Source organism: Psychrobacter sp. P11F6, from assembly GCF_001435295.1.
Taxonomy (GTDB): Bacteria; Pseudomonadota; Gammaproteobacteria; order Pseudomonadales; family Moraxellaceae; genus Psychrobacter.
Genome location: NZ_CM003594.1, coordinates 1,389,326 through 1,414,604, shown reverse-complemented (window position 1 = coordinate 1,414,604; position 25,279 = coordinate 1,389,326). Strand labels below are relative to the sequence as shown.

Genomic DNA, 25,279 nt, shown 5'->3' with positions numbered 1-25,279 from the left:
CACAAACAATAAAAACGACGGAGGTCATGTGCAATATACCGCAATCATCAAAGACGGTGGTTTGTTTATCCCAAACGTATTTTCAGACCTAAACGATGGTGGCTCGCATATCGTACAAGTGGAAGTCGACATCGCAGACGTCCGTGAGCAATTAGGCGAAGGCACAGCAGCAAAACCAGAAGCATCAAAGAAAGTCGCCACAAAAGTATTGAAAAAAACAGTAAAGAGAACGACTAAAAAAGACGCACAGAAAGAAATGCAGCAACTATCAGATGATGATGGCTTGAGTGCGCTGCGTAAGAGTGCGATCGATGAATTGGAGGGTTTGGACGATAGTGAGCTGAGTGAGATATTTAAAGCGTATATGAATGATGGACAGACGTCAGAACAGATATCTTTAGAGAACTTGTAATATAATTCAGTCAAACCAAATCTAGTCAAAACCCTATAACTTAATAACCATATCAATGATAAAGGCAGTCCCATGACTTATTCGATTTTTTCCCAAACGCCAAACAATGCGCTAACAGAGCCGATGTTTTTTGGTAATCCGGTCAACGTGGCGCGTTACGACCAACAAAAGCACCCTATCTTTGAGCAATTGATTGAAAAGCAGCTATCGTTCTTTTGGCGTCCAGAAGAAGTCGATGTCTCACGTGATCGTATGGATTATGGCAATTTATCCTCACATGAGCAGCATATCTTTATCAGTAATCTGAAATATCAAACGCTGCTCGACTCTATCCAAGGTCGTAGCCCAAACGTGGTGCTATTGCCACTGGTATCGATTCCTGAGCTTGAGACATGGATTGAGACGTGGACATTTTCTGAGACCATTCACTCGCGCAGCTATACCCATATCATTCGCAATATTATCAATGACCCTGCTATCGTCTTTGATGACATCATGCAAAACGATCATATCTTAGAGCGCGCCGCCGACATCGCCAAGTACTACGATGACTTGTATTATAACTCATCGCTATACAACCTATACGGTGCAGGCACGCATACGATCAATGGTAAGCAAATTACCGTTGATTTAAAATCGCTGAAAAAGCAGCTTTACTTGTGCTTGATGGCCGTCAACGTCTTAGAAGCCATTCGCTTTTATGTGTCATTTGCTTGCTCTTTTGCCTTTGCCGAGCGTAAGTTAATGGAAGGTAATGCCAAGATTATTAAATTGATTGCTCGTGATGAGGCGCTACATTTAACGGGTACTCAGCATATTTTGAATCTCATGCGCATCGGTCGTGATGATCCTGAGATGGTCGACATTGCCAAAGAGTGCTATGAAGAAAGCATCGAGATATTCCGTAAAGCGGCTGAGCAAGAAAAAGAATGGGCAGGCTATCTGTTTAAAGACGGCTCAATGATTGGTCTCAATAAAGACATTCTGTGCCAATATATCGAATATATCACCAATTTACGTATGGAAGCGGTTGGCTTACCAGTGGCATTCCCGAATTCTAAATCAAACCCAATCCCGTGGATTAACACGTGGTTGTCTTCTGACAACGTGCAAGTTGCCCCACAAGAGACAGAAATCAGCTCATACTTGGTGGGTCAAATTGATTCAGATTTATCAGACAGCGATTTTGATGATTTTGAACTTTAGAGCTTATGTGTTCATTTAAAAAATAGTTTTTGAAAGAGTATATAGTCTTTTCAATATAATTTGGATACAAGGAAGGCTAGCGAAAGTACTACAAATAGTAGACTAAGCGAGCCTGACACCGTATCTGATTTATATAGGATTGACTATAGTTTAGGAAGTACAGAATGATAGGGAAACAAACAGGATAAGACTATGACTTGGGTAATGACGAGTAAAAAGCAATTTTACTTGCATGATGACGAAAGCTTGCTTGATGGATTGCTACGCACCGGACATGATATCAATTATCAATGTAAGGAAGGCTATTGTGGCAGCTGCCGCATTAAGCGTATCGCCAGCTCACACGTCATTGACTATCCGTTTGCACCCCTTGCCATGATTGATGAAGACGAGATCCTGCCCTGCTGTTGTCGTGTACAGGGTGTGATTTATATCAATCACGAGCATACTATAGAGTAATACTAACAAAAATAGTGCTAAAAAAGCCGAAACAAAAAGCGCGTTATCTTCAAGATAGCGCGCTTTTTTACTGTCTATAAACCGTCCAAGCCATTTTGATTAAGCTTTATGTGATGAAGAATGACCTTATAAGGGTGCACCGTCTCTTTCAAATAACTGCAACAGCTCCTCACGCATACGGTCACGCTCGGCTTCTGACATCATCGGTACGTCTTGTCTCTCACCTTGTAGGTTTGGATCTTCCATACCACCAACATTTTCATCAAGAATCACAACTGGACGTTCCATCGGCTCTTGTGCTGGACGCTCTTCTAACAATATTTTGACTTGGGCATTTTTACCACGGCGTAATATTTGCGCATTCAGTGTGGTATTCGGTGCTTTACGAGCGACATACTGAATCAAGGTATTGGCATCCGTCATCTCAACACCGTCAATCGTCAAAATAATGTCGCCGATACGCAGACCACTCTTAGCAGCAGGACTCTTAGGAACGACATTAAGCACTTCTACCCCAGTCGAGGTTTCAAGCTGCGTTGGGTCACGTAACTGTGACTGTATCTCAATCCCCAACCAACCACGGCTCACCTTACCATCTTTGATAATGGCATTCATCACTTGCTCAACGATGGCGGTAGGAATAGCAAAACCGATACCCATAGAGCCGCCAGAGCGTGAGTAAATGGCCGTATTAATACCAATTAATTCACCAAAAGCGTCAACGAGTGCGCCGCCCGAATTACCTGGGTTAATCGCTGCATCGGTCTGGATAAAGTCTTCAAACTTGTTGACTCCAAGCCCAGTACGTCCTGTCGCTGAGATAATTCCTTGCGTTACCGTTTGACCGACACCGAACGGATTACCAATCGCTAATGCAACATCGCCAACTCGGATAGGTTCTTTACGGAAACCAAGTGGTGCCAAACCGGTCATATCTACTTTAATCACTGCCAAATCACTGTCTGGATCTGTACCAACGATTCTAGCGCGGCTCTTACGACCATCATTAAAGGCGACCGTAATTTCATCGGCTTTTTCAATCACATGGGCGTTGGTCACGATATAGCCATCTTCTGAGACAATCACCCCAGAGCCTAAATTGGTATTGCCCTGCTCTTCTGACGGTGCACCATGGAACTCAAAAAAGCGGCGCAACACAGGATCATTCATATAAGGATGCTCTGCCATCGTTTGCGTGGTGTAGATATTCACGACTGATCGTGAGGCGCGAGCAACCGCATTATGATAAGAAGAAATCGCTGCGGGTGTATCAGAAACAGGTGCTGACGCTTGCTGCTCAGCAGGTGTGGTTCTGGGCGGCTCCCATGCCTGCTCCGATGCCGTCTTCATACTCGCAAACAACCAAATAAATGCGGCAATCACGACTAGCAATAAAACCCAAGGTAACCATTTTAATACAGACGCCTTGCTGCTGGTGTTCCGAGATGACGACATATAAAACCTCTATAAATTTGATACAAACAGACGAAGATGAATAAGGTGAGAAGCATGGTGTATATTAGGACGCATTGAGCAGCATTTATCAAACGTTCACAGCCCACTAGATGGTTGTTTTTTTGCACTATCTATACGACAAGCTTACATGTATAAATTATAACCGCCAATACTACCCAGTTGTAACGTATCGTGTACCATTTCAGTGAGTAGGGTTGTCTATCCTACTGTAGCCACATGTTAAAATACTCATTATCAAAAGCCACATCTTAGCTATAAATGCTTGCCCCACTGAATCAATTATAAGGGAATACCATGACCACACACAATATCTCAACCAAGCCCTCAAATACCGCCATTACCGTTCAAGCGCTGACCACATTCTGTGATGACTATTTATCAGCAGATGCTTTTAAAGATTATGCCCCTAATGGTTTACAAGTAGATGGGGGTCGACCTATCAAGCGCATCATCACTGGTGTAACGGCTTGTGAGGCGTTGATTGATGCGGCGATTGCTGACAATGCAGACGCCATTATGGTACATCATGGTTATTTTTGGAAAGGCGAACCTGCCCCCATCACTGGTATGAAAGGTCAGCGTATCCGTAAACTTATGCAGCATGGTATCTCTTTGATTGCTTATCATCTACCGCTCGATGCCCATCCTGTCATTGGTAATAATGCCAAGCTGGCTGACGCATTAAACATGACCGTTATCGGCGCTTTATACCCTAGTGAGTCGCATCCAGTAGGTAATATCGCTACTTGTACACCGCAAAATGCTCAAAGCCTCATTACTCACATTACTCAGACGCTAGGACGATTGCCATTGCATATCTCTGCCAATTATAGCGCACCGAATAGTACAAGCGCTCATATCGATAATAACAGAATTATCGAACACGTGGGCATTTGTACGGGCGGCGCACAAGATATGATCGAACAAGCTGCATTGATGGGCTGTGACGCCTTTATCTCTGGCGAAATATCAGAACGTACCACCCATATTGCCCGTGAGCTGGGCATTGATTATTTCGCTTGTGGACATCACGCGACAGAACGCGGCGGTATTCAAGCACTCGGTCACATAGTTTCTCAAGCATTTGGCATACCCGTGACCTTTGTAGATATTGATAATCCTGCTTAGACTGTGTCCTCAACTCTACTCATAGCTATCTAATAGCTATCTAATAGCTATCTAAATTTAGAATAATTTTCGGAAAACAAGGCTAATAATAATCAGTATTATTGTCCAGTATGCATAATTTTTGCTGCTGCAATTTTCAATAGTGTACCAATAACAAGGGCATTTTTAACCGTCTATAGCCCAATTGTTAAGTTTTATCGCTAATTTCTTAACCACACTTGAATAATCCAAGGAATATCCGCATATTAATATCCGAAGAAAGAATGTCTTGTCATGAGGCTTCCCATTTATTACAGCTTCCGGTTATGGTACTTAAATGAGTATAACCGCCTAAAATCTCGCTATGTTGTATAGCTATTGAGGTCATATAGATAGCGAGATTTTGGACGGTTTACTAATAGACACACTGTGCGTGATATATTTTCAGCAGCATGGTCTATCTTGATTTAAGTGTCGCGATACTGGGTTAGCAACCGCTTGATTGATAGAATGTTTGAGTAAATTTTCTATCATTTCTTTATTAGTAATGAAAATAGCGACTTGCTTACCCTTATTGCTGGACAAAAAATTAATCACTGTTGACTCTATTACAAATGATTTAAAGAGGCTATGGTCATTAATATCAGCATAGAAAAGCTGAGTGCATAAGCACCCCGAACATTCTATGTTTTGTCTCAATAACTTAGTTCATGACCTTACCTATGTTTAATATATAGTTGTTTTATTCTTAGCCCTATCTATGCATCGATGAAGGAATCATCCGATTTATATCCTTCGCGGTGTTGTGCGTTCATCATTTTGTATTGATACTTTATATCGATGTTTTATATTGATATTTTGAGAGATTTTTTAGCCCTCTTACCTGATACGCCGAATACGCCAGTAGATAACCAGCTAATTAAAAACTGCACCGCTACATCTGATAAAAATTCATTAGCGGCACTATTATTAAACAAGATGACGACGCACTTATCTTATTAAGAAGTGCGTGGTTGTCTAAAATGCAACATCGATGTATGGCTACTTTATAAGCATACACTCATAAGCGTTTTACGGTAAGCAGGATGGCTAAAATCAGGAGACATCCATGCAGCGTATTACTTATCGTGTGAAAGTATCTGCGCAAGGGGCTAGACGCCGTATTTCTTATTTACTGCGTCCATCTAAACGCCTACCGAACACTAAAAGTAACATCGTTTCATCCGTTACCCCGACGACATCGAGTCGTTTTTCTAGAACCAAAAAGCTGGCGCAAGTTTCTAGTATTGCCCTTCTCTCTTTACCTGCTGAGAGTCTGACGACGATGCGTGCGCCAGTGCCAGCCTATGATAACGTCATGCTAGAAAGCACGTTAACCATCGCTGCCGTCCCCGGTGACAGCACTTATTTTGCGACTGACGGTTTTCAACATGGCTTTGGTTTTGATTTGGTACGTACTTATGCTGACGAGCTTGGCGTTGATATCGATCTAAAAGCGTATGCCAATGAAGAAACTGCCCTAAAGGCGTTGAGATCGGGCGAGGTAGACATGGCATTAACAACGGCCAGTACGCAATTAAAGAGCAAGTTTAACTTATCGTCTATCAACATCAGTTGCGGCTATGACGCCAGCTTAACAAAGAATGGTTTACATCCAAAAGTCAGTTGGACGTTCAATTCATCCAATGACCCATTATCACAAAAAGCCAGTTACTTTTTATGTGACAGCATTAAGCTGAAAAACACACAAAAACTTGCTGCCTTTTACAATCAAAACTTGCTGAAAGACGCCTATAGCCAAGATCATTTCCAAAAAACGTTGACCGAAAAACTGCCTGATTATCAATCGTCTTTTGAAGAGCAAGCACGCAATTATAATCATGATTGGGAATTATTGGTGGCCATGGGTTATCAAGAATCACACCTTGATGCCAATGCTGTATCGCCAACGGGTGTGCGTGGTCTCATGATGTTGACCAATAATACAGCCAAAGCAATGGGCGTCTCAGATCGCGTCGATCCCTACCAAAGTATCGGCGGCGGCGCGCGTTATTTAGAGCAAATGAAAGATGACTTTGCTGATGTGCCAAAGACAGATCGTATTTGGTTTGCGCTTGCCGGCTACAACATGGGACCAAATGCAGTAAAGAGTATTCAGCGTAAACTGCGAGATCAAGGTATTGATGATAAAAACTGGGCGAACGTTTATGCGTACTTAGCTGATAATAAAGCTGCCAATAGTCGTTATGGTCAAGCGATGCATTATGTTAGCAATATTAGAAGTTATCTTGAAACTATCAAAACTCAAACCGTTTAGTTGATAAATATTATTAAATATTTTGAGAATTGAATGTCACAGATAAAAAAAGCTGCTCTTATAAAGAGCAGCTTTTTTGTGCAGAATGATCTGTCTTAATCGTATTTACTTAGCTATTATTTCACTAAGCAACTTACTCTTAACGATTAGGTACGGTCAAGCGCTGACCGCGCTGTAGCATCGTATCCGCCGCGATATTATTCATTTCAGCCAATTCTTGCGTAGAGACGCCATATTTACGTGCTAAGCCAATCAAACTGTCTCCTGACCCAACGGTGTAGCTCACTGTGAGCTTTGGTACTTTAAGCGTTTGTCCACGCTGCAACTGGGCATTAGTCGCGAGATCGTTGGTGGCAGCCAAATCGTCTATCGAAACACCAAATTGACGTGCCAAAGCAATCAAACCATCACCTGATTTAACTTTATAGCTCTCGGTGTTGCCCAATTTTTTGCCACTGCTCGCTGTGCTAGTTGCGGCAGTGCTACTAGCCGAACTACTGCTTTGGTTATTGCTACTAGAGGTAGCTACAACGCTGCCACTGGCAGGAATCGTAATCGTACGACCGAGTATCAAATTAGAGTTGGTTTTCAGGTTGTTCGCTGTTGCCAAGTCACTAAGACCGATATTATAACGTTGCGCCACGCCTGTTAACGTATCGCCTGATTTTACTTTATAACTGACAGTTTTATCATTTAGCTGACGATCAACCAATCCTTTAGACACGGGTACTTTGATGGTTTGACCACGTTGTAAGCGTGCTTTTGCATCAAAGTTGCTATTCACCGCCGCAAGCTCAGCTGGACTGATACCCACGCTATTGGCAATGCCGATCAAAGTATCGCCAGATTTTACTTTATAGTTGGTGGTTGCCACCGAACTTGAGCTGCTGTTACGGCTACTAGAGCTTGAGGTGTTTGCTGCATCGAAATCGACACTTGCAGGTACTTTTAGAGTTTGACCAACATATAGTGAGCTTGTAGTGCTCATATTATTGAGGCTGGCAAGTGTATCAGTTGAAACATTGAACTGACGTGCGAGAGCAATCAAGCCATCGCCCGCTTTTACTTTATAGTTCTTAGTAGCGGTGCTTGATTTACTTGGCTTGGTCGAGGGAGCAGCAGGCGTGGTCACTGGCGCAGTCACCTTACCTGGTATCAGCCATAGCTTCTGACCACGTAGTAAATCCGCTCTACTACTCAAATTATTGTAGGTTGCCAACTGAGTCACCGATAGACCAAAGCGGTTAGCAGTACCAATTAGCGTATCGCCGCTTTGTACTACATAGCTCTCTGGTTGGCTTGCCGCGGCATTGTTAGCTGTGCTCAACGGTTCGATGGTTTTTGCATTGTATAAGTATAAGGTACTGCCTGATAGCAGCTTAGAGCTGGCATCTATTTGATTCCATTCAGCGATATCGCGCCAACTGACACCCGCACGACTGGCGATATTAGACAAGGTATCACCACGCTTGACGGTATAAGTGGTACGTGCACCTTGGGGTTTTGGCTTGCTTACTGATGTTTTTGCAAAGCTAAGCTTTTTCTCTTCGCCACTGGCTTCTAGAATAGACTGCTGCGTCTGTACTGCGGATAAATTAATATTACCATCAGCATTGATTACATTGGTTTCAGGCGTGTTACTGCGAATTTGATTGGCAATAAAATCACGCTCTTCTTTGCTCAGTGGTGGTTCTTGGACAATCGTATTATTCTGTGTAATTTGAGCAGAGGTGGTCGGTAGACTGTTGCTGCTTTTTAGCTCAGCATTGATCTTGTTGGTTTCTGCCGTACTCAATGGTGGCTCAGTACGCACCGAGGCATTATTACTGTAGACAGAGCTGCTAGTAGGTGTGGCTGACGGTGATATATAACTGGTCGTTTGCTGCGGCACACTAGCGCTTGCAGCATAATCAGCCAAGGCGCTACCTGTCGATGGTAATGAGGAGCCAGTATAGGGCTTGTTATTATAGCTTGGCGTCGTGGTCGTGCTACTTGGTGTGCTTGTATTACTCGATGCCAGTATATTGCCCGTACCATTGCCTCTCAATGAGCTCAATTTAACGTCGGTATTAAGACTCACATCATTAGGAATAATAATACGCTGGGGACCAGAAGAATCAACACGCCCTGACGTTAAGGCCGTATTTAACCTTTCTAATTCGTCGTAGCTCACGCCTGTCATTTGCGCAACTTCAGCCAAGCTCACGCCATAATTCACTGGCACACTACGGAAATGCTGACGGTTGGCGATGGCTGGCAAGTAGACACCATATTGCTCAGGCTTGGCAACAATTTCCGCTACCGCCAAGAAACGCGGCACGTAGTTCATCGTTTCAGTAGGCAATCTCAGAGACCAATAATCTGTCGGTAAACCCTGAGCTCTATTAGCATCAATGGCCTTTTGCACGCGACCAGGACCCGCATTATAAGCAGCTAATGCTAACTCCCAACTGCCAAACTGGTTATGTAGTGCGGTCAAGAAGTCATAAGCGGCGCGAGTTGATTCGATGACATCACGGCGACCATCATAGGTACTGCTTTGATTCAAACCATAAATACGACCCGTACTTGGAATGAACTGCCATAAGCCTGCTGCTGCCGCACTACTGGTACCGCTTGGATCGTAAGAGCTCTCAATGACAGGTAACAAAGCCAGCTCTGTCGGGATATTACGACGCTCAGCTTCTCGTACGGTGTGATAGATATAGCGACTGGCACGTGCAGTTAAACGATTTAAATAGTCTTGTCGACTGGTAAACCAGCTTTTTTGCCCTTCGATACGCTGATTATAAGTCGGCTGACCGCCATTCATACGATAGCCAGCACGTAAGCGACTCCATAAATCACCATATTGCTGAATAGCAAGTTTGTTGCCTTCCACCATAGTCATGTCAGTGGCTTCGAGTAAATCGGCTAACTCATCCAAACTATCTGCATCTAAATATGCCGTTGAATAGTCCGTACTGCTGCTTGCTGCAGGCGCTTTAGTAGCTGGGCGTTTAGTAATAACAGATGAGCTATTGGTCGCACCCTTTTTTACCGCTGACGTATTGCTACAAGCACTGATAAGTAGAGTGGATACCGCAAGCGTCAATGGCAACGCAATAAATGAGCGAGATTTCGATAGCACAGTAGACATGATATTGGAAGTTTCCTAACGACAGAAAGTGATAAGATAAAGTTGCTTGCTAGTATAGTATGCAATGTGAAGCAAAGACTAGTCTAATATAAAAAGACAATCATCATAAGTTGAGTCAATTTTCAGACCATTCACGAAATGCAATCAATCATTTAATTATTTAACATTGTGAATCTGTATGGTTATTTATGATGGAATGCTTAGCTTTCGAAGAGCCTGATTAATGCACTATTTTCTTTGATTATCCACTGATCAAGACGTTTCTTAATCAATGCTTATCCATTAATACCTAATTGTTGATAATGCCTAATTGCTGCCTAGCTAGTACTGAGTTATTAGTCGAGTAACGATGAATTAATTAATCGTTACTTGTGATACGGCACGTAGCAGCACCGCATTACCAGTCGATAACGTCAGCGTCACTCTTGAAGTGGTGACAAATGAGACATTTTTACCATCTTTTACCCAGCTCTCATTGGTCGTTACATTGGCTTTGGCCTGATCGCCCGTAATAACGATATTATCCACAGAAATATCATAACGGTAATTAGAGGTGTTATTCCAACTATTTTGCAACAACTTCAAATAAGCATCTTTATCTAAACTGGTAGATTTACCTTTTCTAGATAATGAAATCAGTGCATCGTCAGAGACAAGACGCGCGACCTGATTGACATTTTGGCTATTCGCTGATGACTTCATTGCTGCTATATAGTTCTGCACCAAAGCTTCGGTCATGGCTGCCGCTTGTGCACTGATACTCACAGTACTTACAACGGTCACTACCGCCGCCACGCTGGCACTTTTTAGCAATAATGCCAAAAGCCCTTTTCCCCATAATCGTTTCATCATAATCCTTAGCAATGCTGTTATCGTTGTTGCCATCTTTTGATGACTAACGTTTTTTATTGATTAAATATAGTAGTCGTTTATTACTCATTAACATCATGATAAATGAAGCGAGCACTGGCTAGCGTATGCCCTCTTCATTCTACTTGTGAAAAATATCTGTTTAATCATCACCTACTTATTAATGATGACAGCGTACTTTTACCATAGAGTGAGACTATCATTCAATTCTCACAGCTATGTGACACCCTGTGTAATTATTGCGAATACTAAAATACCAACCATATGGCACATTTATTTCTGAAAATATGAGTCACTGCCCATCGTTATCATAAATACAAAATATACTAACTGAGCCGCTTACGCAGTACACGACTCGGTTTTCGCCCTAATTTTAGGTCGCTTTCTGTCAATCTAATCTCAATTTAATAAGCCAAACGGAAGCTTACTTAGCGTCCGTACTATTATCTTCGTATTGTTGTTCATCATCACTAAGCTTCATACCCAGTCGCTCTACTCGTCTGTCCATCATTTGTCGAGCCAGTGCTTGCATGTCTTCGACGCGGTCTATTTCATCCACAATCTCAAGTCCCAATAAAGTCTCAAAGACATCTTCTAAAGTAACCAAACCTTTGACTTCACCATACTCACCGACTGTAATCGCAATATGAATACGGTTTTTTAGCATCAGCTCTAACAAATCAAACAGTTTCATTTTTGAAAAAACAAAAGTAATGTCACGTTTAAACTGAGTCAATGGCTTGTGCATCGCATGGTTTACTTTTGCTAATAACATGTCTGTTTTTAATACAAAACCTGTGATGTTATCTAAGTCACCATCATAAATTGGCAGTCGTGAAAATGTCAGTTTTGGGCGATCAACCAACAATTCAGCGACTGTTTTGTTTTCCTCAAACGCCAACATCACCGAACGCGGGGTCATGATATCTTCGACTTTAATCGCACCAAATGCCAGCAAATTGCGAATAATGCGCGATTCTAATGGGTCAATCTGTCCTGACTCTTCACCGATACTGGCAAGTGCCGCAAATTCACGACGACTGAATGCTTGGGGTTCTTTGCCACGTACTAGCAATTTAGTTAACTTTTCTGATATCCAAATAAGTGGATACAACAGCAGAATAATACCTCGAACGAAATAAGCGACCATACCGCTTAGTTGACGCCAGTATAGTGTCCCAAGCGTTTTTGGAATAATTTCAGATAAAAACAAAATCGCCAAGGTCATAATGGCAGAAAACAGTCCAAACCATGCACTACCAAACACAATCGTGGCTTGGGCACCAGCACCGATAGAACCTAATGTATGAGCCACTGTATTCAAAGTCAAAATAGCCGCTAATGACTGATCGATGTTATCAACCTTTAAGCGTCTTAGCATATTTGCTTTTTTCGGATTGCTTTCTTGAACATCAGCGATATAAGACGGCGTCATGCTCAGTAATGCAGACTCAGCCAATGAACAGACAAACGAGATACCGATGGCGACAACCACAAAAAGTATGAGTAATAAGACACTGATCGCGGTCGGCTCTGCTAAAGCATCAGCGGCAAAAGCTGGATAAGGCAATAGCAGCATCGCCGTCAGCGCTGATAACCCAGCAATTGAATTGGTACGACGAAGACGCTTTGAATAGCGTGATGTCGGAGGAGGTTTAGCAGACGCTTCTTTACAAGCGCGCGGACGACACAAACGAGGTACAAACATAAAAGTGGTAAACAAGTTAGGTAACCTAAACAGAAAAAAGTAAAAGGGATAATAATATAATGAGCAAACGATACTAAATCATTAACAGCAAACAACGAAACAAACATGATTAATTAGCTATTAGTTATCTGCTAAAACGATGGTAACTCGCTGCTCAAAACTGATTTAGCAGCAGATAATAGGATCTATTATATACTAATAAACCGTGTGCTAAATGCAGGGAATTATTGCCATTTGATAGTAGCATTGATGATGCCATTTCACAATAAGACGCTATTGTTAAGTCTTTGTTTTTTGGTATCCTTGACCATACCTTTTGCTACGCTACTGCTACCTAGCATCCATTCGCTGCTTGAATTTTGTTATACTCTCAGCGCTTTGGCGTCACTTATATGATGTGGCAAAAATATTGCTGCAAAAAGTAATGACCGCTAGCATGCCATTACCTTAAGAAAAACATACTCAGCCTATGATTAACAGTTACCAAGTCTGGGATTTTTTGTTACTATGCGTTTAATTTTATTATTATCTATGACTTACTGAGAGAAATTATGTTGTTATTTATTCAAGCTGCCCATGCTGCACCAGAAGCTGCTGGTGCGATGTCACTATTTAGTCAAATACTATTGCCTGTTGCTTTTTTTGCGATTTTTTACTTCTTAGTCATTCGTCCACAGTCTAAGCGTACCAAAGAACATCGTGCCATGGTCAATGCATTGACTGTCGGTAGCGAAATCATTTTTGCTGGTGGTTTGATGGGTCGTATCAAAGCCATTGAAGGTGACTATGCGGTGGTCAGCTTAAACAATAATACTGATGTCAAAGTACAACGTGCTTCTGTTATTTCAGTGTTACCTGCTGGCACAATCGAAAGCGTTTAATGATTGATTGAAATATTAGTCGCGTTTTATTGATGATTACTAATCTGTTATTAATAAATATAGTGATTAATACAGTGCCTAAGAATGACCGTACCTTATTTACGGTCATTTTTCGCTATAGAGCAATGATGTAAAAACAGTCTCATAGAGTATAGACAATTTATGTTTATGTTTTTGACCATGCTGTCTTTATTGATTTTATCAGTGATATTTTGCTGACTATATAAAGATACGTCTGTATTATTTGCTCTACTGTTTTACTATCATCGCGGATGATCGCAATGGTGCATGATGACGACTGCTAGATACAGCACTCAACCATTGCTATCGCTAACTTCCCATCTGCTAACTTGTGGCCTACGTCGCCAGTCGTTTATCAACCTAAAGAAGTGATTATGCAATATCCCGCTTGGAAATACTTACTTATTGCCGTCGTGCTAATCATTGCCGGTCTATATGCTGCTCCTAACCTCTATCCTGATGAACCTGCCGTGCAGATTACAAGCGCCGCTGCAGGTACACAGCTGTCTGAAGGTATCTTGACTGAGTCTCAAAGCTTACTTGAAGAGGCTGGCATCAATAACCACGATGGCACCTTTGAGGGCAACAGTGCACTGGTACGTCTTGACAATCCAGTCGATCAGCTCAAAGCTCAGGAAGTACTGCGTCAAAACTTAGGCGAAGACTATGTCGTCGCGCTTAACTTGGCGCAAACGACGCCGCAGTGGCTACGCGATATCGGGGCAAAACCGATGAAGCTTGGCCTTGATTTACGTGGTGGTGTGCGTTTTGTACTAGAAGTCGATATGGACAAGGCGCTTGAACAGCGTTTGACCAGTGCCAGTCGTGACATGCGTCGCGAGCTACGTGCTGAGCGAATTGCGATCAAAGGCATTAAGACCGAAGATCGAAGTGTGGTATTACATTTCGCTGATACAGATACTCGTAACCGTGCACAGAATGTTCTGCAAGGCTCAATGGGCAATACGTTTAGCTTGCAATCCTCTATTGATGAGCAAGGTCCTGCACTGATTTTAGCGTACAATGATGCAACGCTTGATGAAATCAACAGCTATGCGGTTAATCAGAACTTGACCACCCTTCGCAATCGTATTGCTGAGCTTGGTGTGACTGAAGCTTTAGTACAGTCTCAAGGTGCTAGCCGTATCGTCGTCGAGCTTCCTGGCGTACAAGATACTGCTGAGGCAAAACGTGTCTTAGGGCGCACCGCAAACCTTGAGTTCCGTATGGTTGCTGAAGACAGCGAAAACTATACGGGCGGCATCCCTCCAGCGGGTACCGAAGCTTTCCCGTTTGAGACACTTGATGGTCCGCCGGTACTGCTTGAACGTCAAGCGATTGTCACTGGTGATAAAGTCACCAATGCACAAACTGGTGTGGATGAAAGCGGCTCTCCTGAAGTGAGCATTACTTTAGATAGTGCTGGTGGTAAGCTCATGCAAAATGCCACTCGTACCGCCGTTGGCAAACAGATGGCCGTGTTGTTCATCGAAAACAAGCAAAGAATCACTTACGAAGAAGATCCAGAGACTGGCGAAACTGTCGAAGTTAGAACGCCTTATGCTGAGACTAAAGTCATTAACCGTGCCAATATTCAAGCGGTCCTTGGCTCCTCTTTCCGTATTACTGGGCTAGATAGTAGCGCGGAAGCTGCCGAGCTTGCACTACTGCTACGCTCAGGCGCACTTGCCGCACCGATGTACTTTGTAGAAGAACGCACTATTGGCCCATCATTAGGTCAAGAAAATATTGATAAAGGTCTATTCTCTACGCAGGTCGGTTATCTATTAGTCTTTGCATTTATGATTATCTTCTATCGTCTGTTTGGTGTGATCGCCAACGTGGCGCTGGCCGTGAACGTTATTATCATCATTGCTATTATGTCAATCTTAGGCTCTTCGCTTACCTTACCTGGTATTGCTGGTATCGTTTTGACTATCGGTATGGCCGTCGATGCCAACGTACTAATCTTTGAGCGAATACGTGAAGAGCTAGCAAACGGGGTACGGCCAAAATCCGCCATCGTGGCAGGTTTTGATCGCGCCTTTAGTAGTATTTTCGATGCCAACATTACAACCTTATTGGTCGCATTTATCTTATTTGCGATTGGTACTGGTCCGATTAAAGGCTTTGCGATTACGCTCGCTATTGGTATTGTCAGCTCACTGTTTACCGCGATTTTGGTCACACGTGCGTTGGTACAAATTGCTTATGGTAAGCGTAAATCTATCAAACGTTTGAGCATCGGTTAGGAGAACATTATGGCGATCGATAAGAATAACCCTTTAGAACAGCAGAACAATCCAGATCGAAATGGTTCAGGTGGCTCAAACAGCGAGGTAAATAACGACAGCACACGCCGCCGTAAAAAACCACGCCGTGATGGTAAAGGTAGTAATACCAAAGCCAACAACCCGACTACCGCTAAATCAAAAAAAGACAAAGCTCTGAGCGGTAGTAAGAATGCGGGTAAAGACAGTCAAGCACTGGCCACCCAAGCAGCCAATCCTGATGTAGAATCAGGTGATGCCGCTGATGATGCTGCTGCAATCGCTGAAGGCGGTATCAAAGCCGTTGGCAACCAGCGTATTATTCCGTTTATGAAGATAGAAAAGCCAATGGCACTTTTATCTCTATTGATGGTTATTGGTAGTATCATTGCGATTGCAGTAAACGGTCTAAACTTAGGACTTGATTTTACGGGTGGTGTGTCCGCAGATGTGCGTTACGAGCAACCTGTCGAACAAGTTGAAGTCGTACAAGCATTGGCCGATAATGGCTTTGATGATGCCGTGGTACAGTATCTTGGTACACGAGAAGAACTCCTCGTACGCCTGCCACCACAGTCTGATAACGTAGATGGCCTTAACAGTAGCCTCACTAAAGCATTAACCCTGCCTAATAATAATGTTGAAATCAGTAACGTTAATATTATTGGTAGCCAAGTTGGTAACGAAGTCTACTTAAACTCAGTCATGTCGCTGGTATTAGCATTGCTCTGTATGCTTGGTTATGTTGCCTTACGTTTCCAATTCAAGCTGGCACTGGGCGCGGTACTATCGCTGTTCCATGACGCGATTGTCACCATCGGGGTCTTTGCATTATTTGGTTTCCCGTTTGACTTAACCGTATTGGCTGCTATTTTGGCATTGATTGGTTACTCACTGAACGATACGATTGTTGTTTATGACCGTATCCGTGAAAACTTCCGCCGTGTCCGTGGTATCACACCTCGCCAGACAATTGATTTGTCTTTGACAGAGACGCTGCGCCGTACCATTATGACCATCTCCACTGTTTTACTGGTCGTACTTGCCATGCTATTCTTAGGCGGTGATGGACTATACTGGTTCTCAGTAGCACTCTTCATTGGTTTGCTTGCTGGTACTTACTCATCAACGTATATTGCAAGCTCGATTCCATTACGTATGGGTCTGTCACGCGATGACTTTATTGTGAAAGTAAAGCCTGAGTTTGAAGAAGAAATTGTCACTTTCAATGATCCAAAAATGTTTGAACAAGACAATGTTTAATAAATTTTATACTTTCTCAAGCTAATCGCTAGCTAAGATAGTATTTAAGCAAGCATCAAAAAAAGCACCTGACTCGTGAATAATGAGTCTAGGTGCTTTTGTCTTTGTAGCTATTTTTGCCTTGAATATCACACCTACTAGAGCTAACTCCATTTAAAACAGAGTCAAGGCAACAAAGTACAAATATATAAGTCATACTTCAAGTAAGGTTAACCCCGTAACGCCTTTATAGTGAATTGACTATACGGTAATGTCATAGTGTTCATAACACTAACTCTGCCCTTCTTGTTTTTCAGCGATAAACGAGCCAAAAATGCCAATGACCACCTCGCCACCTAGTGCTATGCCACCGATTGATACTCGCTATGCGCGCATCACTGCTATTGCGTTGCCCGTATTATTGGCCAACCTAGCTATGCCACTACAAAGCGTCATCGATACCGCGATCGTGGGTAACATGAATGACACGGCTAAACTTGCTGGGATGGGCTTAGCGATACAGTTATTGTCTTTATTACTCGTGAGTTTTAACTTTTTGCAATATGCCTCATCTGGGCTATCGGCTCAAGCGCTAGGACAATCGGTCAATCATGTTGATAATTCTACTCATACCACAAAATCGTCAACCCCATCACCCCTACTATCAATCTTGCAACGTGCCTTGTTATTAGCGTTTGCTATCGGTAGCATTCTGTTATTGGCAAAGCCTTGGTTGATAGATTTTGGCTTACAAGCCCTATCGGCCAACCCCGAAAGTGGGCAAGCGGCAAAGATTTATTTAGATGTACGCTTTTGGGGCGTCATCGCTGAGCTAATGAACTTTGCCTTTATTGGTTGGTTTGCTGGTCAAGGTAAGACTCGCTACATGCTTTACCAGCAAGGCTTTATCGCTATGCTGAATATCATTCTGACTTTGTTTTTTGTCTACGGGATGCAGATGGGATTGGTTGGGGTGGCGTTAGGAACCACTATTGCCTTTTGGCTAGGCATGATACTAGCGTTGTGGCTCAGCCGTCAGCATTTGCAAATATCTTGGCAAGCCTTATTCACTGCCGACAAGCAACACTTTTCTAAAGAAAAAATGCTTAGGCTATTTTCATTAAATAAAGATATTTTTATCCGTACTCTGATCTTGACGTTGAGTTTCGCTTGGATTACTCGCTTGTCGGCTCAAAGTGGTGACGTCATCCTAGCCGCCAACGCTATTTTGCTTCAAGTATTAAGTATCTCAGCCTTTGCTCTTGATGGCGTGGCGGTATCGGCTGAAACGTTAAGCGGTCAAGCAGCAGGACGACGGGATTGGCCACGTTTTCGTATTATCGTCAAGCGCACCGGTATCGTCAGTTACGGTTTAGCGATAACGTTAAGTGCGATATGGTGGCTTGCAATGCCAACATATTTGCAATTTATGACCAATATCGAGTCCGTTTTTACGCTGGCATATGAGTACCATCTTTATGCGGTATTACTACCTCTCGTTGGCGTTGGTGCCTATTGGCTAGATGGTATATTTTTTGGCTTAACTGCCGGCAATGTGATTCGTAACGCAGCTTTGATACTCGCCGCTATCTTTTTTCCACTTAGCTGGGTGCTCTACCAACAGTGGGATATGACTGGTATTTGGCTAAGCGTGTGGTGTTTGTTATTACTTCGGCTGGTTATTTTGGGTGGCTTCTTGTACCGAGCTCATCAAACAGCCAGCTATGAAAAACTCCAGCCGACTGTGTAATGTTCTTTATATGAAGTGCATTTTTTCTAGGGTGTTTTTGCCATTACTCGGGCTATGCTTCATTTTAAAACCAGTTTTCTAACATTAATCTTTCAGCAAAATATTAATAATAATCAAAAAACAGCAAAAATTAGGATGTCATGTGACTACTCATTCAAAAGAATTACATCAACAGCATGAGACCAGCTACGACTGGGCGGCGGGGTTCAAAAAAAGTCTACCTGTGGCGATGGGCTATTTACCTGCAGGTATCGCCTTTGGTGTGCTAGCACAAGTTGCCGGTATCCCTGTGTGGGCAACGATTATGTTGAGTGTTGTACTGTATGCGGGTGCCGCTCAATATGCTTGTTTGCCGATGCTGAGCGCTGGTTTACCGATTGGTAGCATCGCAACCAATATTGCCGCTATCAATTTACGTCATGTATTTTATGGTATGCCATTATTGCAATACCTACCAGAACATAAGCTTGCCAAAACCTATTGCCTATTTGCCCTGACTGATGAAACTTTCTCTGTTATGACCAGTTTACCTAATGAGTCAAGACAAGCGTTGATACTACCATTGAGCTTATTTAATCAAAGCTGGTGGGTACTAGCTAGCACTATTGGTGTCATAATCGGCAGTACTCTGAGCGATTTAGTACCACATTTGGATTTTGCCTTAGTCTGTCTGTTTGCAACCTTAGCTTATGAGCAGTTCCAAAGTATCAAACGTTATTTCCCCATTGCTATTGCTGTCATTTCTTTAGCAGTGGCCTCCTTATTTACTAGCAATTGGTTGTTATTGGTGGCAATCACCATCTGTATGCTATTGATTTTAGCTCGTGGGTTTTGGACGCAGCGTAATATGACAGGAGCCAACAATGACCAGTAGTTACCTTATTTTCGCAACCTTTGCGATGGCCGCCGTGACCTTTATTACCCGCGCGCTACCTGCCTTAATACCCAGAAAGCTGTTAGACACACCTTGGCTGCATCGGCTCAATGAGAGCTTGCCACTATCAGTCATGGTATTGCTTATTTTGACCAGCCTTTCTTATCAAAATTTATCGGCAACGACTGGGCTAAATAATGCTGAACTCCATTTATTGATGGCGCAAATTGGTGCCCTTATTTTGGTGTTGTTCGTTTATCATATCAGCCGTCAATTATTGGTCAGTATGGTCGTTGGCATCGCCGCCATTAATGGCTTGCTATGGGTATTTACTAATTTTTTAAGTGGATACTAGAAAATTGATAAATACGTGAATGGATAACAGCTTATAGTTCATATGAAGAATTTTAAACCCTGTAATTGAACTATATTTAAAATAAAAAAAGGCTGGATTCTTATGAGAATCCAGCCTTTTACTTTCTAAAAGTGCTGAAAAAAACTGATACTTTTAAGAAATTGATAACTTAAAGCTCTTCGACGCCCATCATATCAACTGGGGTATCAGCCACTATCTGTACGCCTTTTTTGCCTGTCTTAGCAGTGTCATTGCGCTGCTCTTGTAGATGCTCGAGATACGCTTCATTGATCTGCCCAGTGATGTAGCAACCATTAAATACGGCACAATCAAAACCTTCAACTTTGCTGTACTTGGTATCTTTTACCGCATCAATCAAGTCGTCCAAATCTTGGAAAATCAATCTATCAGCACCGATGATATCGCGTACTTCTTCTACCGTATGACCTGAGGCAATAAGCTCACTGCGTACTGGCATATCGATACCATAGACGTTTGGATATTTAACCGGTGGCGCGGCGCTAGCAAAAAATACTTTATTCGCACCAGCATCGCGTGCCATTTGGATGATTTCATGGCAAGTGGTACCACGAACGATAGAATCATCAACCAACAATACGTTTTTACCTTTGAACTCAAGTGGTACGGCGCTGAGTTTTTGACGAACTGATTTTTTACGTTGTTGTTGACCTGGCATGATAAAGGTACGACCGATATAGCGGTTTTTCATAAACCCTTCACGGTACTTAATATTCATTTTTAGTGCCAGCTCCATCGCTGACGTACGCGAGGTATCTGGAATAGGAATCACCACATCGATATCATGATCTTCACCCCATTCAGCAAGGATTTTATCAGCCAGCTTTTCACCCATACGTAAGCGTGCTTTGTAAACTGAGATGTTGTCCATGATAGAATCTGGACGGGCAAAATACACATATTCAAAGATACAAGGCGTGTATTCTTGCTGCTCAACACACTGATGAGTGTGTAATTTATGATCTAAATCAATGAATATGGCTTCGCCAGGTTTGACATCACGGATAATGCTAAATCCTGATCCTGTCAGTGCAACTGACTCTGAGGCAACCATGTACTCGGTGCCGCCATTCGGTGCCATGCGCTTACCGAAAATAAGCGGACGAATACCGTTTGGATCACGAAATGCGAGCAAACCATGACCAGTAATCAAAGCGACCACGCCATAAGCGCCTTCGACACGACCATATACAGCCGTGACTGCTTCAAAGATATCAGCAGGCGTTGCTTTGGTTTTACCCAAGTTTTGCATTTCATGGGCAAGTACGTTTAGCAATACTTCTGAATCTGAATCGGTATTAAGATGGCGGCGATCTTCGATGTATAAAGACTTGGCTAAGCTCTCAGCATTCGTCAAGTTACCATTGTGTGCAAGGGTAATACCATAAGGTGAGTTGACATAAAATGGTTGAGCTTCGGCACTGCTTGACGTGCCTGCTGTTGGATAACGAACGTGACCGATACCGAACTTACCAACCAGTTTCATCATATGACGATTCATAAATACGTCACGTACCATGCCATTTTCTTTACGTAGATAGAGTCGTCCATCTTGCAAAGTGACAATACCCGCTGCATCTTGCCCACGATGCTGTAGCATCGTCAAACCGTCATAAAGAATCTGATTGACTGGTTCGTGAGCTGCAACTCCAATGACTCCACACATAATAGCTATATCCTATTTTGACTCATTAATTAGTACTACAATAGTGGCAAGACTGCTAACAGTAGATTATCAAAAATGCGTACTGTTACTCACCGACGACCTGATGATTGTTGTTCAGAATTTAACGAATATTTATCTTTTGACTATTAACAAAATGCACTATTTATTGGCATTTGTGGTCTCTAAATGCGATTAAATAATTTTTTATCAAGGATAACCTACAAAGAGGATATGATAGAAGCGATAACCTCTAGCACCACAAACCCAAGCTATCAGCATCGAAGCATTGAAACATTAAAGGTTAACCGTAAAAATACTTACGACTGATTGACTTGATCCCAAGCCATACCTAATACATCTGAGACCAACGCTTTACCCATCGGGGCATAAGGCAATAGCTCAGGTGCGAGCACTGACGTTTGCCATTGTGGCATTTGCACCAGTAACGGCGCACTGACGCTAAGCACAACTAAGACCATCAGTACATTTTTAGCAGCACCCAGTACACCACCTGCCATTTTGTCAACGACACCCAAGCGTAAGGTTTTAAGCACGCCTGAAAATACAAATGCCACTAAGTGCATGATGGCCAATATGATTATCACCACCAATAAAAATGCCATTGCCATTTGTAAAACAGGGTTTTGTACCATGCCTGATAGTTGCGGCGAAACTACTCCTGCCAAACGCGTGGCAGCGATCAGGGCAATAAACCAACCGACTAGACCAACGGCTGTTTTGATCAATCCGACTTGAAAGCCGCGCCATAAGCCGATCAAAACAACAATAGCAATCACGATATCCAGACCACTCATGTTCTACGCCTCATACCTTATTGATTTTTATCGGATGCTTACTTTCGTTTTTGTGACACATTAATCTATGATGACTCAGCTCAAAATACAGTCGTCTTGTGTATCTGATAGGTAATGAGCTAGGGACATTAATCCGCTATAGCTCCATCGCGTCGTAATAGCCACCGATTGCTTGAATACAAGACTGTACCAGCCCAGGACCACGATAAATGAGCCCCGTATAGAGCTGCACCATATCTGCACCCGCTTCGATTTTTTTGACGGCTTTTGCACCACTGTCAATACCACCGACGCCTATTAAAGCGACTTTACCATCTAGCTGATCGGAGAACTGTTGTAAAATTTGGGTACTAATGTGGCTGACTGGGCGACCTGATAGACCACCTGCTTGCTCACCATCAGGTAAATCTTCAACACCAACACGGCTCAATGTTGTATTGGTCGCAATCAACCCATCTATCTCAAAATCGAGCAATTGCTGCGAGATATAATCCACTTGTAGCGGCTCTAGATCAGGCGCAACTTTCAATACCAGTGGCACATAAAAACCATATTCAGTGGCTAATTGGCTGTGACGATTTTTAATCGTATCCAAAAGCTGAGTCAATGCCTCGCCACTTTGTAAATCACGCAGATTCTTAGTATTTGGTGAGGAGATATTAACGGTGATATAGGAGGCATGCGGATAAGCACGCTCTAAACAATAGACATAATCATCGGCAGCTTGCTCTACTGGCGTGTCGGCATTTTTACCAATATTAATCCCAATATTGCCTTTGTATTGACAGCGCTTGACGTTTTCAATCAGATAATCGATACCTTGGTTATTGAAACCCATTCGATTGATGATAGCGTCAGCTTGCTTGATTCTAAACAACCTTGGCTTATCATTGCCTATTTGCGGTCTTGGCGTGACCGTGCCCACTTCTATAAAACCAAAGCCCAGCTCAGCCAACGCATCGATATAATCACCATTTTTATCCAGTCCTGCCGCTAGGCCGACCGGATTGGTGAATTGCAAGCCCATGCAGTCTGTTGGCTGCATTGACTGACCGTATACCAAACCTAAAACACGTGCTTTATGTGCTTTATCTAATAAAGATAAGGTCATCTCGTGGGCGTGCTCTGGATCCATCTTAAACAAAAAAGGGCGAAGTAAGGCATAAGACATAGTAATGGCAGACCCTGCTCGAAAGAAATAGTGAGTGAATAGTGCGAATAAAATCAAGCGCTGCGATTATATCAGCTTAACAGAAATAAGAGCAAAGTTTCATGCGCTAAATTTCTGTATTAGAGTGCTAATAGCTATACCTACATATTGGCTAAGGAACTGACAGATGTATTCTACAGTCCCTAAGGTACAGGACGACCATCCGTCAGGGCTATCCAACCACGGACGATACGATAAAGATGCCATATGAAGGTGAAAATCATGATTAGCAGGCCAAATACCGCTAATAATACCGAACCAATGGCAATATTATTGCTATCAGCCAGCATACTAATGCCAAAACCCCCTAATGCAAAGGTAATGATAATAATACCTAAGAAGAAAAATACGATGCTATACCAAAAGGTCTTAATCTGCCAATCGAAATGCGTGGACAACCACGAACCCTCTGCGTCATGGCGCTTCGCATAGTTCATCACAATTGGTACAACCCACAGTAATCCAGCGGTAAAATAGCTGATTACGTATAAAAAATAAGTAATGTGATTATAAGTGATTAAAGAACGGCGCTTACCGTTGCTCATATTGTCACTCGCCCCATAGCTCTGCCTTTGCTGAGTCATTTCATGATCAAATGCAGCTTCAACTGACGAATTACTCTGGTATTCAGCAGTTCTGGTCTGCTGATGGCTACGCGTGTCAGGTTTGCGATCAGAAGATTGATTCATCTTAAATATCCATCTCTGGCTGTGTGATAGTTAATTAATTGTGTCAAACGTGCAATTTTTCAATGACACTAATGACAAATGGTTATTTTAGAAATTGATGATCAGTTAATTTGGGGCGACAATAGACAAGAATTAAAATACTTCCAGTTTCCACAGCATATCGATTTATGAGGTGACAGTCGCTTGTACTTGAATGGCTTTGGTAACCAAGTCTTGCTGTATCGATAGCTGACTGAATTGCCAACCTTGCTGTTCGAGTTTGCCAAGTGCGGTGCTGACCACTGCTTGACTGGCATGATTGAAGCTCAGTTGCACGGCATCACCGGTCGCAACGACTTGGGCGTTGGCAATACCTGAATTGTTTAACAATACACTGATAGCATTGGCAGGTGGCATGGCGGTTTCACCATCCGCCGTATTCATCGCATTACTATCGATATTGCCCGCTTGAGCACGCAACCAAAAGTAATCAGCCACTTGCTCTTGATAGTCGCGCTTACTATCGTTTGCCGCTTGATGAATACTATAACCACCATAGCCACCAATGAACAATAATAAGAACATAGACAATACGGTCAATGCCAACTGATCACGCGGCGAAAGTGCCTGCCAACGTAACGATAGCATCTGTTGAAAATTATTTACACGCGTTGACAGCACATTGGTTCCAATACTGTTACTGGTCTCTGGCGTGATGTTATTACGTTTGGTGCGGCGCTGTAATCGTTTCATTTTCCAACCTTTTTGACTTTTATTACCACTGCCTATTTATT

At 42.7% G+C, this 25,279-nt stretch carries 20 protein-coding genes; 11 read left to right on the top strand and 9 right to left on the bottom strand.

The window, feature by feature from the left end; all coding sequences use genetic code 11:
• The first annotated feature begins 28 nt into the window (after positions 1 to 28).
• From AK822_RS05845 to yfaE, 3 genes are all read left to right on the top strand, one after another.
• Positions 29 to 412 carry a hypothetical protein gene (locus tag AK822_RS05845; RefSeq protein ID WP_060490905.1) on the top strand — a complete coding sequence of 128 codons (384 nt, stop codon included), beginning with the start codon at positions 29 to 31 and terminating at the stop codon, positions 410 to 412.
• Between the two features lie 72 nt (positions 413 to 484).
• Entirely contained in the window at positions 485 to 1,618 is a 1,134-nt protein-coding gene (gene nrdB, locus AK822_RS05840) for a class Ia ribonucleoside-diphosphate reductase subunit beta (protein ID WP_045446160.1), read from the top strand.
• A 192-nt stretch (positions 1,619 to 1,810) separates the two neighbouring features.
• The gene (gene yfaE, locus AK822_RS05835; RefSeq protein ID WP_060490904.1) at positions 1,811 to 2,077 is read left to right on the top strand and encodes a class I ribonucleotide reductase maintenance protein YfaE; all 267 of its coding nucleotides are present in this window, start codon (positions 1,811 to 1,813) and stop codon (positions 2,075 to 2,077) included.
• A gap of 126 nt (positions 2,078 to 2,203) precedes the next feature.
• On the opposite strand, the gene AK822_RS05830 is transcribed toward yfaE, so the two are convergent.
• Complete coding sequence (locus AK822_RS05830; RefSeq protein WP_060490903.1) at positions 2,204 to 3,532, bottom strand: S1C family serine protease; 1,329 nt, start codon at positions 3,530 to 3,532, stop codon at positions 2,204 to 2,206.
• 315 nt (positions 3,533 to 3,847) lie between these two features.
• Here AK822_RS05830 and AK822_RS05825 point away from each other — a divergent pair, with 315 nt between their 5' ends.
• The gene (locus tag AK822_RS05825; protein WP_060490902.1) at positions 3,848 to 4,681 is read left to right on the top strand and encodes a Nif3-like dinuclear metal center hexameric protein; all 834 of its coding nucleotides are present in this window, start codon (positions 3,848 to 3,850) and stop codon (positions 4,679 to 4,681) included.
• 1,087 nt (positions 4,682 to 5,768) lie between these two features.
• A complete protein-coding gene (locus AK822_RS05820; RefSeq protein ID WP_060490901.1) occupies positions 5,769 to 6,977 on the top strand; it encodes a transglycosylase SLT domain-containing protein in 1,209 nt (402 codons plus the stop codon).
• 139 nt (positions 6,978 to 7,116) lie between these two features.
• On the opposite strand, the gene AK822_RS05815 is transcribed toward AK822_RS05820, so the two are convergent.
• The 3 genes from AK822_RS05815 to AK822_RS05805 all read right to left on the bottom strand — a co-directional run bounded on the left by AK822_RS05815 (position 7,117) and on the right by AK822_RS05805 (position 12,694).
• A complete protein-coding gene (locus AK822_RS05815) occupies positions 7,117 to 10,116 on the bottom strand; it encodes a LysM peptidoglycan-binding domain-containing protein (protein ID WP_060490900.1) in 3,000 nt (999 codons plus the stop codon).
• A gap of 354 nt (positions 10,117 to 10,470) precedes the next feature.
• Positions 10,471 to 10,965: a nuclear transport factor 2 family protein gene (locus AK822_RS05810; protein ID WP_060490899.1), complete on the bottom strand. Its 495-nt coding sequence runs from the start codon at positions 10,963 to 10,965 to the stop codon at positions 10,471 to 10,473.
• Positions 10,966 to 11,410: 445 nt separating this feature from the next.
• The gene (locus tag AK822_RS05805) at positions 11,411 to 12,694 is read right to left on the bottom strand and encodes a CNNM domain-containing protein (RefSeq protein ID WP_087945572.1); all 1,284 of its coding nucleotides are present in this window, start codon (positions 12,692 to 12,694) and stop codon (positions 11,411 to 11,413) included.
• Positions 12,695 to 13,245: 551 nt separating this feature from the next.
• Here AK822_RS05805 and yajC point away from each other — a divergent pair.
• The 6 genes from yajC to AK822_RS05775 all read left to right on the top strand — a co-directional run bounded on the left by yajC (position 13,246) and on the right by AK822_RS05775 (position 20,087).
• Positions 13,246 to 13,575, top strand: a complete 330-nt coding sequence (yajC, locus tag AK822_RS05800) for a preprotein translocase subunit YajC (protein WP_045446152.1) — start codon at positions 13,246 to 13,248, stop codon at positions 13,573 to 13,575.
• A gap of 395 nt (positions 13,576 to 13,970) precedes the next feature.
• Positions 13,971 to 15,848: a protein translocase subunit SecD gene (gene secD, locus AK822_RS05795; protein WP_060490898.1), complete on the top strand. Its 1,878-nt coding sequence runs from the start codon at positions 13,971 to 13,973 to the stop codon at positions 15,846 to 15,848.
• 9 nt (positions 15,849 to 15,857) lie between these two features.
• The gene (gene secF / locus AK822_RS05790; protein ID WP_060490897.1) at positions 15,858 to 17,129 is read left to right on the top strand and encodes a protein translocase subunit SecF; all 1,272 of its coding nucleotides are present in this window, start codon (positions 15,858 to 15,860) and stop codon (positions 17,127 to 17,129) included.
• A gap of 313 nt (positions 17,130 to 17,442) precedes the next feature.
• Positions 17,443 to 18,858 (top strand): MATE family efflux transporter, encoded by a 1,416-nt coding sequence (locus AK822_RS05785; RefSeq protein WP_087945571.1) that lies wholly within the window; start codon positions 17,443 to 17,445, stop codon positions 18,856 to 18,858.
• Between the two features lie 142 nt (positions 18,859 to 19,000).
• Positions 19,001 to 19,732 (top strand): AzlC family ABC transporter permease, encoded by a 732-nt coding sequence (locus tag AK822_RS05780; protein WP_060490896.1) that lies wholly within the window; start codon positions 19,001 to 19,003, stop codon positions 19,730 to 19,732.
• Positions 19,722 to 20,087, top strand: coding sequence for an AzlD domain-containing protein (locus AK822_RS05775; protein WP_045452206.1), 366 nt, complete (start codon positions 19,722 to 19,724; stop codon positions 20,085 to 20,087). Before AK822_RS05780 ends, AK822_RS05775 begins: the two co-directional genes overlap by 11 nt.
• 169 nt (positions 20,088 to 20,256) lie before the next feature.
• On the opposite strand, the gene purF is transcribed toward AK822_RS05775, so the two are convergent.
• The 5 genes from purF to gspM form a co-directional block, all read right to left on the bottom strand.
• The gene (gene purF / locus AK822_RS05770) at positions 20,257 to 21,792 is read right to left on the bottom strand and encodes an amidophosphoribosyltransferase (protein ID WP_055124190.1); all 1,536 of its coding nucleotides are present in this window, start codon (positions 21,790 to 21,792) and stop codon (positions 20,257 to 20,259) included.
• Positions 21,793 to 22,109: 317 nt separating this feature from the next.
• Positions 22,110 to 22,607, bottom strand: a complete 498-nt coding sequence (locus AK822_RS05765; RefSeq protein ID WP_045446136.1) for a CvpA family protein — start codon at positions 22,605 to 22,607, stop codon at positions 22,110 to 22,112.
• 136 nt (positions 22,608 to 22,743) lie between these two features.
• Positions 22,744 to 23,778 (bottom strand): quinone-dependent dihydroorotate dehydrogenase, encoded by a 1,035-nt coding sequence (locus AK822_RS05760; protein WP_060490895.1) that lies wholly within the window; start codon positions 23,776 to 23,778, stop codon positions 22,744 to 22,746.
• Positions 23,779 to 23,960: 182 nt separating this feature from the next.
• Positions 23,961 to 24,506, bottom strand: a complete 546-nt coding sequence (locus AK822_RS05755) for a DUF4870 family protein (RefSeq protein WP_226914222.1) — start codon at positions 24,504 to 24,506, stop codon at positions 23,961 to 23,963.
• Between the two features lie 165 nt (positions 24,507 to 24,671).
• Positions 24,672 to 25,238, bottom strand: a complete 567-nt coding sequence (gene gspM, locus AK822_RS05750) for a type II secretion system protein GspM (RefSeq protein WP_060490894.1) — start codon at positions 25,236 to 25,238, stop codon at positions 24,672 to 24,674.
• Positions 25,239 to 25,279: the final 41 nt, after the last annotated feature.